Origin of the sequence: Pseudomonas sp. NPDC089407, assembly GCF_044900445.1 — a bacterium.
GTDB lineage: Bacteria > Pseudomonadota > Gammaproteobacteria > Pseudomonadales > Pseudomonadaceae > Aquipseudomonas.
Genome location: NZ_JBJDNB010000042.1, coordinates 32,505 through 46,351 on the forward strand (window position 1 = coordinate 32,505; position 13,847 = coordinate 46,351).

Genomic DNA, 13,847 nt, shown 5'->3' on the forward strand with positions numbered 1-13,847 from the left:
CGCAAAGCGGTCCCAAATACACGCAATCTCCACACAGTCTCCCCAAGGCCTCCACGCAAGGCGCAGACACTGCGCCCATTGCCACAGGAGGCCCCATGAACAAGACCCTCGGTTTCAAACTCGGCATGATCGCCGTGCTGATGCTTCTGCTGCTCATCCCGCTGCTGCTGATCAACGGCCTGATCGACGAACGCCAGGCCCTGCGCGACAGCGTGCTGCAGGACATCGCCCAAAGCGCCAGCTTCGACCAGCAACTCAGCGGCCCGCTGCTGGTAGTGCCTTACCGCAAATACCAGCGCCGCTGGATCGAAAAGGACGGCGAGCGGACTCAGGAAACCAGCACCATCGCCGGCCACCTGTACTTCCTGCCGGAAACCTTCGATGCCGACCTTGGCGTGGACACCGAACTGCGCGCCCGTGGTATCTACCAGGCCCGGCTATTCCATGCCAAAGGCCGCATCAGCGGCCGCTTCAAGCTGCCGGAGCGCTGGGGCATCGACAAGGATTTCGACGACTACCGTTTCGACAAGCCGTTCCTGGTGGTGGGCATCAGTGATATTCGCGGTATCGAGAACGGCCTGGAACTAAGCATGGACGAGCAAAAGGTGCCGTTCGAAGCGGGCACCCAGCTCGACTGGATGCGTGGCGGCGTGCACGCCAGCCTGCCCGGACTCGATGGCCAGCAGGCGCGGGAGTTCAGCTACGGCTTCGACCTGGCGCTGCAAGGCACCGGCCAATTGCACGTGGTGCCGGTGGGCCGCACCAGCAGCGTGGACATGCGCGCCAACTGGCCGCACCCGAGCTTCGTCGGTAGCTACCTGCCCAGCCGTCGCGACATTGATGCGCAAGGTTTCAGCGCCCATTGGCAGACCTCGTTCTTTGCCACCAACCTCGAAGACGCTTTGCGTCAGTGTGCCAATGCCGGGCAGTGCGCTGACTTCGGCGAGCGCAGCTTTGGTGTCAGCTTCGTCGACCCGGTGGACCAGTACCTGAAGAGCGAGCGGGCGATCAAATATGCCTTGCTGTTCATTGCCTTGACCTTTGCCGGCTTCTTCCTGTTCGAGGTGCTGAAGAACCTGAGTGTGCACCCTGTACAGTACATTCTGGTGGGGGTGGCGTTGGCGTTCTTCTACCTGTTGCTGCTGTCGTTGTCCGAGCACATCGGTTTTGGCCTGGCGTATGGCTTGTCGGCGTCGGCGTGTGTGTTGTTGATCGGTTTCTACCTGAGCCATGTGCTGCGTAGCGTGGGCCGTGGTGTCGGGTTTGCGGCGGGGCTGGCGGCGTTGTATGCGTTGCTCTACGGGCTGCTGAGTGCCGAGGACTATGCGCTGCTGATGGGCTCGTTGCTGTGCTTTGGCTTGCTGGGGGTGTTCATGGTGCTGACCCGGCGGCTGGACTGGGCGCGGGTGGGGAGGGCGGCATGAGGGAGGATAAAGAGATCGGGCGGTGGTTGGCTTTCAGGATCGGGCAGTTGTTTACTGTGATATCGAGGTGAGGCGGGGGCTGCTTTGCAGCCCAATCGCCGGCAAGCCAGCTCCCACAAGTGCAGCACAGGATTCAAGAGCTGTGGAGTATCTGTGGGAGCTGGCTTGCCGGCGATAGCGGCCTGTCAGGCTGTCGGTGCTGTTGCCACCATCGAAGGCCGCTTGGCCACCTCGGCATACCACGCCGCCAACCCAGGCTGGCGCTCACGCCAGCCAAATTCCGGCTGACGCAAATCCAGATAGCCCAGCGCGCAAGCCACGCCAATCGCCGCCAGGTCAAACCCGGACAGCAACTCGGGCAAATGCTCCTGCTCCAGGTTGGCCAGGCTACGGCGGATCTTGTCGCCCTGCGCCTGCAGCCAGCCATCCCAGCGCTTGTCTTCAGGCCGCAGGAAGCTCTCATAGCGGCTCGACACCGCCGCATCCATGATCGCATCCGCCTGGGACACCAGGGTCATGCGCCGCCAGCGCGCCGAACCCTCGCGTGGCAGCAGCGGCAGGCCGACATGCTGCAAATCGAGGTATTCGCAGATCACCCGGCTGTCATGCAGCACGGTGCCGTCGTCCAGGCGCAGGGCCGGGATCTTGCCGATCGGGTTGTCCTGGTTCAGTTGCAGGTCGCCGCTGACTGGGCTGATATTCACCGCCTGCAACTGCACCCGGCCCAGTTGCCCGGTCTCGTGCAATACCACCATCACCTTGCGCACGAACGGCGACAACGGCGAGTGGAACAGGGTCATCGTGCTCATGCGTCAGTTACCTTGCAGGCTCGGTGGCAGGCACACACCGGTGCCGCCGATGCCGCAGTAGCCGTCCGGGTTCTTGGCCAGGTACTGCTGGTGGTAGGCCTCGGCGAAGTACACGGTCGGTGCCTGGTCGATTTCGGTGGTGATTTCGCCGAAGCCGGACTTTTGCAGTTCAGCCTGATACTCGGCTTTGCTGGCCTGCGCCTCTTTCAGCTGTTCCGGGCTGGTGCAGTAGATGGCCGAGCGGTACTGGGTGCCGATGTCGTTGCCCTGGCGCATGCCCTGGGTCGGGTTGTGCAGTTCCCAGAACATCGCCAGCAGCTCGCGGTAGCTGACCTTATCTTTGTCGAACACCACCAGTACCACTTCGGTATGGCCGGTCAGGCCCGAGCAGACTTCTTCGTAGGTGGGGTTCGGGGTGAAGCCGCCGGCGTAGCCGACCACCGTGCTGACCACGCCTTCACGCTGCCAGAAGCGGCGCTCGGCGCCCCAGAAGCAGCCCAGGCCGAAGATGGCGAAGTCGATCGCGCCTTCGAAGAACGGGCCAAGCAGCGGGGTGCCTTCGAACACATAATGGAACTCGGGCAGGCTCATTGGCGTTTCGCGGCCAGGCAGGGCCTGTTCCGCGGTTGGCATGACATTTTTGTTCACCAGGATTTCCGAACGCAGGACCATGGCCGTTCCTCTGTATGTCAGTTGGATAGGTGTTGGGGCCATCGCCGGCAAGCCAGCTCCCACAGGGGTACCCACAGGTTTTGAGATCTGTGCGGCCCCTGTGGGAGCTGGCTTGCCGGCGAAAGGGCCCGTATGGCCTCTATAGTGCCCGAGGATTACGCAGCTGTCAGGCCACCGGTCCACGCGGATAGCGCTTCAACCGCTCAGCCAGTTCGCGCCCGGGGATCGGCCGGTCAAACAGATACCCCTGGCCCACATCACAACGATGCCGACGCAGGAACGCCAACTGCTCCGGCGTCTCGATCCCTTCGGCCACCACCTTCAATTTCAGGTTGTGCGCCATGGCTACCACCGCCGAGGTGATTTCCATGTCGTCCTGGTTATCCGGGATTTCGTTGATGAAGCTGCGGTCGATCTTGAGGATGTCGATCGGAAACTTCTTCAGGTAGCTCAGCGACGAATAACCGGTGCCGAAGTCGTCCATGGCCAGGGTCAGGCCCAGGGCCTTCAACTCGTCCAGCTGGCGGTGGGTGTCCTCGCTGGCCTCAAGCAGCAGCCCTTCGGTCAGCTCCAGCTCCAGCAAGTGCGGGGGCAGGCCTTCTTCCTTGAGGATCGTGCTGATCGAGGCTACCAGGTCCGGGTCGGAGAACTGCTTGGGCGACAGATTGATGGCTACGTGCAGGTTGCCCAGGCCGGCTTTGCGCAGTTCCAGGCTCATGCGGCAGGACTGGCGCACCACCCATTTGCCAATGGGGATGATCAGGCCGGTTTCTTCGGCCACGCTGATGAACTGGTCCGGGCGGATCATGCCGCGCTCGGGGTGGTTCCAGCGCAGCAGCGCCTCCAGGCCCAGCAGGCGGCCACTGCGCAGGCACAGCTTGGGCTGGTAGAACACTTCCAGCTCGTTCTGGGTCAGCGCGCGGCGCAGGTTGTTCTCGACGAACAGCTTGTAGCTGGCCTCGGCATTGAGCACTTCGGTAAACACCTGCACCTGGTGCTTGCCGTTGGCCTTGGCCTTGTGCAGCGCCAGGCCGGCGTTTTTCATCAAGCTGGCCGGATCGGTACCGTGCAGTGGCGCGTAGGCCAGGCCCACTGAGGCAGTGACGTTGATCAGCTGGTTGTCGACGAACATCGGCTTGTCGAGCGTGCTCAGCAGCTGCATGGCAACACTCTGGCCGTCTTCCAGGCTGGTGTCATCAAGCAGCACGGCGAATTCGTTACTGGCAAAGCGCGCCAGGATGCCGCCGGTGTGCAGGCTGTTGCGCAGGCGCCGGGCCAGGCTGATCAGCAGTTTGTCGCCGGTCTGGTGACCGAGGCTGTCGTTGATGCGCTTGAAGTTGTCGATGTCTACCAGCAGCAGGCACATCGAGTTTTCGCCGTCGCGGGCAAAGCGCTCGTCGAGGCTGCGGATGAACGCCGGGCGGTTGCCCAGGTTGGTCAGGTTGTCGGTGTAGGCCAGGCGCTCGATGCGTTGCTGGGCCAGCTTGGTCTGGGTGACGTCTTCGTAGATGCCGATGTAGTGGGTCAGCTCACGGTTGTCGCCGTACACCTTGGATATCGACAGCTGGCCCCAGTATGGCTCGAGGTTTTTGCGCCGGCTTTTGAATTCGCCCTGCCAGCTGTTGCCCATGGCCAGGCTCGATGGCGAGTCGAACAGCAGCTCGCTGAGGTTTTCCAGCGCTGGCAGCTCGCCGAGGTGGCGGCCCTGTACTTCATCGGTGCTGTACTGGGTGATGGCGGTAAAGCTGGGGTTGACGTACTCCACCCGGCCATCGCGGTTTACCAGCAGAAAGGCGCTGGCGCTTTGCTCGACTGCACGCTGGAACAGGTGCAAGGCATTGGCTGCGGCGCGCCGGTTGTGGTTGGTGATGACCTGGGCGAACTGGTCGGCCAGCTCGCCGGCGAAGGCAATTTCGTCCGACTGCCAGGCGCGTGGCTGGCCGGTCTGTTCCAGGCACAGCACGCCGACGACCTGCCCATCGACGCGGATGCTGGCGTCGAGCATGGCTTTGTTTTCCGGGCGCATGCTTTGTGCCAGGGCGCGGGTGCGCGGATCGTGGCCGGCGTTGTGGGCGTCGATGGCACGGCTGGCGTGCAGCGCGTCCAGGTAGTCGGGGAAGCGGCTGGCATCGATGGCTTCGGGCTGGCGGTGCTCCTGGGCGTCGCGGTACCAGGCAATGATCGGCTCCAGGCGCTGGTCTTCCAGGTGCCAGATGCTGGCGCAGTCGACCTTGTAGATTTCGCAGGCGCTCTGGGTGATCAGTTGGGCGGCTTCTGGCAGCGAGTTTTCGGCGCTGTAGCGTTGGCGGGCCAGGCGCAGGATCAGGTCCTGCTGGCCTCGCACCCGCTCCAGGTGCTCGAGTTGTTCTTGCTGGGCGCGCTGGTTCAGTTGCAGGGCCAGCTGCAGGCGGTTGTTTCGTGACTCCAGGTCGCTGGCATCGCTGTCGCCAGCGTCCTCCTGCTGGTCGTCGAGCGTGCTCAGGTAGCCGCGCAACAGCTGGCGATTGTGTTGCTTGTAGGCTTCACCGGCTTCCAGCAGGCGCAGCGAGGTGCTGGGGGTATGCAGGGTATAGCGCACCCGGTAGTAGCCGCGCTGGGCCAGTTGCTGCTGGATCTCGTCATGCAGGCGGTAGCGTGCCTCGGGCTCCATCAGGCTGGCGTAGGGCGCGTCGACCATGGCGCACAAGTCGCCGGCTTGCAGGCCGAAGTGGCGCTCGCAGGCCGGGTCGAGGTAAAGCATGGCCCAGGTGGCTTCGTTGAGCCTTTCGAAACGCAGCATGCCGAGCCGCGAGGGCACGGGTAACTGCGTGACGACCTCGGCCGCCACACGGCTGGCGGCATCGGGTTGGCTTTTCATCGAAGACTCGCTTGAAGAGGGAACGCAGCTTGGGACCGCAGCGTATCTGGCAAGGTTGCATCATGTCCCGAGGGCTGGCAAGCGGCCATGCGTGATGCTGTGTACGGGTTATCGGCTGTTTGGTCGGAATCTGTAGTTTGGCTGGAGATTTTGGGGCCGCGTTGCGGCCCATCGCGACACAAGGCCGCTCCTACAAGGAACCGCGGTCTTTTGTAGGAGCGGCCTTGTGTCGCGAAAGGAGGGCAAAGCCCTCCCAGCTTTCTCAAGGCAAAAAAAAGCCCCGCCAATTGACGGGGTTGAGGTACGAGCGTGGCAGCTCGAAAAGGGTACTGCCCCTGCACGCAGGGGCAGTGTGCAGCCTTACAGCAGCATGGTGCGGATATCGCCCAGCACATCGCCAAGGCGCTTGGTGAAGCGCGCGGCGGCAGCGCCGTTGATCACACGGTGATCGTAGGACAGCGACAGCGGCAGCATCAGCTTCGGCTGGAAGGCCTTGCCATCCCAGACCGGCTGCATGGTCGCCTTGGAGACGCCCAAAATGGCCACTTCCGGCGCGTTGACGATCGGCGTGAAGCCGGTGCCGCCAATGTGGCCGAGGCTGGAGATGGTGAAGCAAGCGCCTTGCATCTCGTCTGCCGACAGCTTCTTGGTGCGGGCTTTTTCAGCCAGCGCCGCAGCTTCGGCAGCCAGTTGCAGCAGGCTCTTCTGGTCGACGTTCTTGATCACAGGGACCAGCAGGCCGTCCGGGGTGTCCACGGCGAAGCCGATGTTCACGTACTTCTTGCGGATGATGGCCTTGCCGCTTGGCGCCAGCGAGCTGTTGAAGTCCGGCATTTCGTTGAGCAGGAAGGCGCTGGCCTTGAGCAGCAGTGGCAGCACGGTCAGCTTCACGCCGGCTTTTTCGGCCACGGCCTTCTGCGCAACGCGGAAGGCTTCCAGCTCGGTGATGTCGGCGGAATCGAACTGGGTCACGTGCGGCACGTTCAGCCAGCTGCGGTGCAGGTTGGCAGCACCGACCTGCATCAGGCGGGTCAGGGCCACTTCTTCCACTTCGCCGAACTTGCTGAAGTCCACGGCAGGGATCGGCGGAATGCCGGCGCCGCCGGTTGCGCCCGCGGCTGCTGGTGCTTCCTTGGCCTTCTGCATCATCGCCTTGACGTAAACCTGCACGTCTTCTTTCAGGATGCGGCCGTGGGGGCCGGTGGCGGCAACTGCGCCCAGCTCGACACCGAATTCACGGGCCAGCTGGCGAACCGCCGGGCCGGCGTGAACCTTGGCGTTGTTGCCGGCAGCCGGTGCAGTAGCAACCGGTGCCGGGGCAGCAGCCGGGGCGGCAGCGGCAGGTGCGGCGGCCGGAGCTGCCTCAGCCTTGGCCGGGGCAGCCGCAGCGGCCGGAGCCGGGGCAGCAGCAGGCGCTGCGCCAGCAACCTTGAGCTTGAAGATCAGGTCGCCAGTGCCGACTTCATCTTCCAGCTTGCACAGGACTTCTTCGACCACGCCGGCAGCCGGCGACGGGATTTCCATGGAGGCCTTGTCGGACTCCAGGGTAATCAGCGACTGGTCGGCTTCGACGGTGTCGCCAACCTTGACCAGCACTTCGATGATCTTGGCCTTGCCCGACGAGCCGATGTCCGGCACGTGGATGTCCTGCACGCTGGCGGCAGCCGGGGCTGCAGCCGGAGCAGGGGCGGCTTCAGCGGCTGGCGCTGGAGCAGCAGCCGGGGCAGCGGCGGCGGCCGGAGCCTCAGGGGCCGCAGCAGCGGCGCCCTCGGCTTCCAGTACCAGCAGCTCGTCGCCTTCTTTCAGGCGGTCGCCCAGCTTGACCTTCAGTTCCTTGATGACGCCGGCCTTGGGGGCCGGGATCTCCATGGAGGCCTTGTCGGACTCCAGGGTCAGCAGGCTCTGGTCAGCCTCGATACGGTCACCGACCTTGACGAACAGCTCGATGATTTCACCTTCACCGCTGCCGATGTCAGGTACGCGAATGAGTTCGCTCACTTAAAAATACTCCTCAGCAGTCCAGTGGGTTGCGCTTGTCCGGGTCGATACCGAACTTGACGATAGCGTCTGCAACAACCTTGGGTTCGATCTCGCCACGGTCAGCCAGGGCTTCCAGGGCAGCCAGCACCACGAAGTGGCGGTCGACTTCGAAGAAGTGACGCAGCTTCTTGCGGCTGTCGCTGCGACCGTAACCGTCGGTACCCAGGACCTTGAACTCTTTGCTCGGTACCCACTGGCGAATCTGCTCGGCGAACAGCTTCATGTAGTCGGTAGAGGCAATGACCGGGCCTTTGCGGCCGTTCAGGCACTGCTCGACGTAAGTCTGCTGTGGCTTCTGGCCAGGCTTCAGGCGGTTGGCGCGTTCTACGGCCAGGCCGTCGCGGCGCAGTTCGTTGAAGCTGGTGACGCTCCACACGTCGGCACCGACGTTGAACTCTTCACGCAGGATCTTCGCTGCTTCGCGGACTTCGCGCAGGATGGTGCCGGAGCCCATCAGCTGTACGTGGTGCGCGGCTTCGCGGGTGTCTTCCTCGAGCAGGTACATACCCTTGATGATGCCTTCCTCGACACCGGCCGGCATGGCTGGCTGCTGGTAGGATTCGTTCATGACGGTGATGTAGTAGAAGATGTCCTGTTGCTCTTCGGTCATCTTCTTCATGCCGTCCTGAATGATCACCGCCAGCTCGTAGCCGTAGGTTGGATCGTAGGTGCGGCAGTTCGGGATGGTGCCCGCCATCATGTGGCTGTGACCGTCTTCGTGCTGCAGGCCTTCACCGTTCAGGGTGGTACGGCCGGCGGTACCGCCGATCAGGAAGCCACGGGTGCGGCTGTCGCCAGCGGCCCAGGCCAGGTCGCCAATGCGCTGGAAGCCGAACATCGAGTAGAAGATGTAGAACGGCAGCATCGGCTGGTTGTGGCAGCTGTACGAGGTACCGGCAGCGATGAACGACGACATGGCGCCGGCTTCGTTGATGCCTTCCTCGAGGATCTGGCCCTTCTTGTCTTCGCGGTAGAACATCACCTGGTCTTTATCGACTGGCTCGTAGAGCTGGCCGACCGACGAGTAGATGCCCAGCTGGCGGAACATGCCTTCCATACCGAAGGTACGGGCTTCGTCCGGGATGATCGGGACGATGCGCTGGCCGATGTCCTTGTCCTTGACCAGCTGCGCCAGAATACGCACGAAGGCCATGGTGGTGGAGATTTCGCGGTCGCCCGAGCCATCCAGGATCGCTTTCAGCGTTTCCAGTGGCGGGGTCGGCACGCTGAAGCTCTTGGCACGGCGCTGAGGCACGAAACCGCCCAGGGCAGCACGGCGCTCGGCCAGGTACTTGGCTTCGGCAGAACCTTCTTCCGGCTTGAAGAACGGCAGGTTCTCAAGGTCGGCATCCTTGACCGGGATGTCGAAGCGGTCACGGAAGTGACGCAGGCTGTCGACGTCGACCTTCTTGGTGTTGTGCGCGGTGTTCTTGGCTTCGCCGGCACCGGTACCGTAACCCTTGATGGTCTTGGCCAGGATGACGGTTGGCTGCTCTTTGTGGTTCACAGCCTGGTGGTACGCCGCATAGACCTTGTACGGGTCGTGGCCGCCACGGTTGAGCTTCCAGATCTCGTCGTCGGACAGGTCTTCGACCATGGCCTTGAGCTCTGGGGTGTTGAAGAAGTTTTCACGAACGTACGCGCCGTCTTTGGCTTTGTAGTTCTGGTACTCGCCGTCGATGACTTCGTCCATGCGGCGCTGCAGGGCACCGTTGGTGTCCTTGGCCAGCAGTGGGTCCCAGAAGCGGCCCCAGACGACTTTGTTGACGTTCCAGCCACCGCCACGGAACACGCCTTCGAGTTCCTGGATGATCTTGCCGTTGCCGCGAACCGGGCCGTCGAGGCGCTGCAGGTTGCAGTTGATGACGAAAATCAGGTTGTCCAGCTTCTCGCGGCCGGCCAGGGCGATTGCGCCCAGGGATTCCGGCTCGTCGCACTCGCCGTCGCCCATGAAGCACCAGACCTTCTGCTTGCCGGCCGGGATGAAGCCGCGCGCTTCCAGGTACTTCATGAAGCGGGCCTGGTAGATGGCCTGGATCGGGCCCAGACCCATCGATACGGTCGGGAACTGCCAGAAATCAGGCATCAGCCATGGGTGCGGGTACGAAGACAGGCCGTTGCCGTCCACTTCCTGACGGAAGTTGTTCATCTGGTCTTCGTTGATGCGGCCTTCCATGAAGGCACGGGCGTAGACGCCTGGCGAAGCGTGGCCCTGGAAGAAGATCAGGTCGCCGCCGTGTTCTTCGGTCGGGGCCTGGAAGAAGTAGTTGAAGCCGATGTCGTACAGGGTGGCACTGGAGGCGAAGCTGGAGATGTGTCCGCCCAGGTCCGAGTCTTTCAGGTTGGTGCGCATGACCATGGCCAGGGCGTTCCAACGCACCATCGAGCGAATGCGGCGTTCCATGAACAGGTCGCCAGGCATGCGTGCTTCGTGGGTGACAGGGATGGTGTTGCGGTATGGCGTGGTGATCGCATACGGCAGCTGGGAGCCACTGCGGGTGGCCAGCTCGCCCATACGGGTCATCAGGTAATGAGCGCGGTCTTCGCCTTCTTTGTCGAGGACCGACTCCAGGGCATCCAGCCATTCCTGGGTTTCGATTGGATCGAGGTCTTGCATGGCTTGCTCCAGGGCGGAAAGGCAACCAGAATCGATTGCCTGAGATTGCGACTGGCCTTATGGGCAGACGTCGTGAATTCTTGGATTACCGGGGTGTCTTCCGGCGAGTTGTAGTTTTACTACATTTGCTTGCGCATTTCATGCTTTTACACGACATGAGTAGTAGTAAAACTACAACTATGCGACGTTTGGTCGCACCTTTGCTTGTGAGGAAAAACGTTCATGTTGGTTGGCATTGTGTTGCGAACGGGTGGTTCTTGATGTTTGTTGCCAATATTCCGTTTTTTTCAGCTATTTCCAACTTTTGTACGACAGTCCAACCGTGGTCCGGCTTTCCCTTGGCCGCTTTTTCCCCTCTATTTCACGCCGATCAAGGATAGACCATGCGCCTACCTTTGCCTTCAGATCTGCCCGTCACCCTGCAGCCAGTGGTCGTTCGCAACCAGCAATTCATCCGCGATGCCGTGGCTGCCCACCCCGAACTCGACCTGAACGCCTGGAGTCCAATTCATCGGCAACAGTTCGATCAGGTTGCCGCCGCCAGCGACTTCGTCCTGGGTGTCGCCCAGCGCGACCCGGCCATGCTGTTTGCCCTGCTGGCCGGCGGCGAGCTGGGGCGGCGTTACGCCCCGGGTGAGCTGCGCGGGCAAATTGCCGAGGCGGCCCAGGCGGCGCAAAGCGAAGACGAACTGGCGCGCAACCTGCGCCGGGCGCGCAACCGTCAACAGGTGCGCATCATCTGGCGCGACATCACCCGCCAGGCTGAACTGGGCGAAACCTGTCGCGACCTGTCCGACCTTGCCGATGCTGCCATCGACGAAGCCTACCAGTGGCTGTACCCGCGCCACTGCCAGCAGTTCGGCACGCCCATCGGCAACCGCAGCGGCCAGCCGCAGCACATGGTGGTCCTGGGCATGGGCAAGCTGGGCGCGGTGGAGCTGAACCTGTCGTCGGACATCGACCTGATCTTCGGCTTCCCCGAAGGCGGTGAAACCGAAGGGGTGAAGCGTTCGCTGGACAACCAGGAGTTCTTCACCCGCCTGGGCCAGCGGTTGATCAAGGCGCTGGACCCGGTAACCGTCGACGGCTTTGTGTTCCGCGTCGACATGCGCCTGCGCCCGTACGGCTCGGCCGGCGCGCTGGTGCTCAGCTTCAATGCCCTGGAGCAGTATTACCAGGACCAGGGCCGCGACTGGGAACGCTACGCAATGATCAAGGCGCGGGTGGTGGCCGGCGACCAGGCGGCCGGTGCCCAGTTGCAGGAGATGCTGCGCCCGTTCGTGTACCGCCGCTACCTGGACTTTTCCGCGATCGAAGCGCTGCGCACCATGAAGCAGCTGATCCAGCAGGAAGTGCGGCGCAAAGGCATGGCCGACAACATCAAGCTGGGTGCCGGTGGCATCCGCGAGGTCGAGTTCATTGCCCAGGCCTTCCAGCTGATCCACGGCGGGCGCGACCTCAGCCTGCAGCAACGGCCACTGCTCAAGGTGCTGGCGACCCTGGAGGGCCAGGGCTACCTGCCGCCGGCGGTGGTGGCCGAGTTGCGTGAGGGCTACGAGTTCCTGCGTTACACCGAGCACGCCATCCAGGCCATCGCCGACCGCCAGACGCAGATGCTGCCCGAGGGCGAAACCGATCAGGCACGGGTGGCCTACATCCTTGGCTTTGCCGACTGGCAGAGCTTTCACGACCAGTTGATGTACTGGCGTGGCCGGATCGACTGGCACTTCCGCCAGGTAATCGCCGACCCGGATGATGAAGACGGTGAAGGTGAACTGGTAGTGGGCGGTGAATGGTCGCCGCTGTGGGAGCAGGCCCAGGACGAGGAGGCCGCCGGCCGCCAGCTGGAGGAGGCCGGCTTCAAGGAACCCGTCGAAGCCCTGCGGCGCCTGGCTGCACTGCGCTCCAGCCCGCAACTGCGCTCGATGCAGCGCCTCGGTCGTGAACGCCTGGATGCCTTTATCCCGCGGTTGCTGGCGCAGGCGGTGGAGCATGACAACCCCGACCTGGTGCTCGAACGTGTGTTGCCGCTGGTCGAGGCGGTGGCGCGGCGTTCGGCTTACCTGGTGCTGCTGACGGAAAACCCCGGTGCCTTGCGCCGCCTGCTGACGCTGTGCGCCGCCAGCCCATGGATTGCCGAGCAGATGGCCCGCTACCCGCTGCTGCTCGACGAACTGCTCAATGAGGGGCGCCTGTTCAGCCCGCCACTGGCGCCAGAGCTGGCCAGCGAGCTGCGCGAGCGCCTGACGCGCATCCCCGAGGACGACCTGGAGCAGCAGATGGAGGCGCTGCGACACTTCAAGCTGGCCCATAGCTTGCGCGTGGCTGCCTCGGAAATCAGCGGCAACCTGCCGTTGATGAAAGTCAGCGACTACCTGACCTGGCTGGCCGAAGCCATCCTCGACCAGGTACTGGCGCTGGCCTGGCGCCAGACCGTGGCCCGCCACGGTCAGCCCAAGCGTAGCGACGGCAGCCTGTGCGACCCGGGTTTCATCATTATTGGTTACGGCAAGGTGGGCGGCCTGGAACTGGGCCACGGTTCGGACCTGGACCTGGTGTTCATCCACGACGGCGACCCGCAGGCCGAAACTGACGGTGCTAAACCGATCGACAGCGCGCAGTTCTTCACCCGCCTGGGCCAGCGCATCATTCACCTGCTGACCACGCAAACCAACTCGGGCCAACTGTACGACGTGGACATGCGCCTGCGTCCGTCTGGCGCTTCGGGGCTGTTGGTCAGCTCGTTGGGTGCGTTCGAGCGCTACCAGCAGAACGAAGCCTGGACCTGGGAGCATCAGGCCCTGGTACGCGCGCGGGTGCTGGTGGGCTGCAAGCAAGTGGGCACGGCGTTCGAAGGGGTACGCGCCAAGGTGCTGGGCCAGGCCCGCGACCTGGAAAAACTGCGCAGCGAAGTGAGTGAAATGCGCGCCAAGATGCGCGACAACCTCGGCACCAAGGCCACCGCTGCAGGGACTGCCGCCAATGCCTTCGAGGCCGGTGTGCCGTTCGATATCAAGCAGGATGCCGGCGGTATCGTCGATATCGAATTTATGGTGCAATACGCCGCTTTGGCCTGGTCCCACGACCACCCGGCCATACTCCGATGGACCGATAACATCCGCATTCTGGAAGAGCTGGAGCAGGCAGGTTTGATGCCGGCCAGTGACGCGGTGCTGTTGCGTGAAGTGTACAAGGCGTTCCGCTCGGCCTCGCACCGCCAGGCTTTGCAGAAGCAGGCCGGGGTGATCGATGCGGCGCAGTTTGCCGATGAACGCCGCGAAGTGCGGCGGATCTGGGGTGAATTGGGGCTGACTTGAGAATTTGGGGCCGCTTTGCGGCCCATCGCGACGCAAGGCCGCTCCTACAGGAGATCGCACTCCCTTGTAGGAGCGGCCTTGCGTCGCGATGGGCTGCAAAGCAGCCCCCAA

The 13,847-nt window shown here is 63.2% G+C and carries 7 protein-coding genes; 2 read left to right on the forward strand and 5 right to left on the reverse strand.

Annotated features, from left to right (window positions below; all coding sequences use genetic code 11):
* Positions 1 to 95 precede the first annotated feature (95 nt).
* Positions 96 to 1,424, forward strand: coding sequence for a cell envelope integrity protein CreD (creD, locus tag ACI2KG_RS25445; RefSeq protein ID WP_404663744.1), 1,329 nt, complete (start codon positions 96 to 98; stop codon positions 1,422 to 1,424).
* Positions 1,425 to 1,609: 185 nt separating this feature from the next.
* On the opposite strand, the gene ACI2KG_RS25450 is transcribed toward creD, so the two are convergent.
* The 5 genes from ACI2KG_RS25450 to aceE all read right to left on the reverse strand — a co-directional run bounded on the left by ACI2KG_RS25450 (position 1,610) and on the right by aceE (position 10,419).
* The gene (locus ACI2KG_RS25450) at positions 1,610 to 2,233 is read right to left on the reverse strand and encodes a glutathione S-transferase (protein WP_404663745.1); all 624 of its coding nucleotides are present in this window, start codon (positions 2,231 to 2,233) and stop codon (positions 1,610 to 1,612) included.
* A 3-nt stretch (positions 2,234 to 2,236) separates the two neighbouring features.
* Positions 2,237 to 2,905 carry a peptide-methionine (S)-S-oxide reductase MsrA gene (gene msrA, locus ACI2KG_RS25455; protein ID WP_404663746.1) on the reverse strand — a complete coding sequence of 223 codons (669 nt, stop codon included), beginning with the start codon at positions 2,903 to 2,905 and terminating at the stop codon, positions 2,237 to 2,239.
* Positions 2,906 to 3,071: 166 nt separating this feature from the next.
* Positions 3,072 to 5,762 carry a putative bifunctional diguanylate cyclase/phosphodiesterase gene (locus ACI2KG_RS25460; RefSeq protein ID WP_404663747.1) on the reverse strand — a complete coding sequence of 897 codons (2,691 nt, stop codon included), beginning with the start codon at positions 5,760 to 5,762 and terminating at the stop codon, positions 3,072 to 3,074.
* 360 nt (positions 5,763 to 6,122) lie between these two features.
* A complete protein-coding gene (gene aceF / locus ACI2KG_RS25465; protein WP_404663748.1) occupies positions 6,123 to 7,760 on the reverse strand; it encodes a dihydrolipoyllysine-residue acetyltransferase in 1,638 nt (545 codons plus the stop codon).
* Positions 7,761 to 7,773: 13 nt separating this feature from the next.
* A complete protein-coding gene (aceE, locus tag ACI2KG_RS25470) occupies positions 7,774 to 10,419 on the reverse strand; it encodes a pyruvate dehydrogenase (acetyl-transferring), homodimeric type (RefSeq protein WP_152957944.1) in 2,646 nt (881 codons plus the stop codon).
* Between the two features lie 383 nt (positions 10,420 to 10,802).
* Between aceE and glnE the strand changes: the two genes are divergently transcribed.
* The gene (gene glnE / locus ACI2KG_RS25475) at positions 10,803 to 13,736 is read left to right on the forward strand and encodes a bifunctional [glutamate--ammonia ligase]-adenylyl-L-tyrosine phosphorylase/[glutamate--ammonia-ligase] adenylyltransferase (RefSeq protein ID WP_404663749.1); all 2,934 of its coding nucleotides are present in this window, start codon (positions 10,803 to 10,805) and stop codon (positions 13,734 to 13,736) included.
* The last annotated feature ends 111 nt before the right edge of the window (positions 13,737 to 13,847 follow it).

Excerpts from the sequence above, each read along its gene's own strand:
- msrA (WP_404663746.1), bottom strand. The coding sequence starts at position 2,905 with ATGGTCCTGCGTTCGGAAATCCTGGTGAACAAAAATGTCATGCCAACC.
- aceE (WP_152957944.1), bottom strand. The coding sequence starts at position 10,419 with ATGCAAGACCTCGATCCAATCGAAACCCAGGAATGGCTGGATGCCCTG.
- ACI2KG_RS25460 (WP_404663747.1), bottom strand. The coding sequence starts at position 5,762 with ATGAAAAGCCAACCCGATGCCGCCAGCCGTGTGGCGGCCGAGGTCGTC.
- glnE (WP_404663749.1), top strand. The coding sequence starts at position 10,803 with ATGCGCCTACCTTTGCCTTCAGATCTGCCCGTCACCCTGCAGCCAGTG.
- creD (WP_404663744.1), top strand. The coding sequence starts at position 96 with ATGAACAAGACCCTCGGTTTCAAACTCGGCATGATCGCCGTGCTGATG.
- ACI2KG_RS25450 (WP_404663745.1), bottom strand. The coding sequence starts at position 2,233 with ATGAGCACGATGACCCTGTTCCACTCGCCGTTGTCGCCGTTCGTGCGC.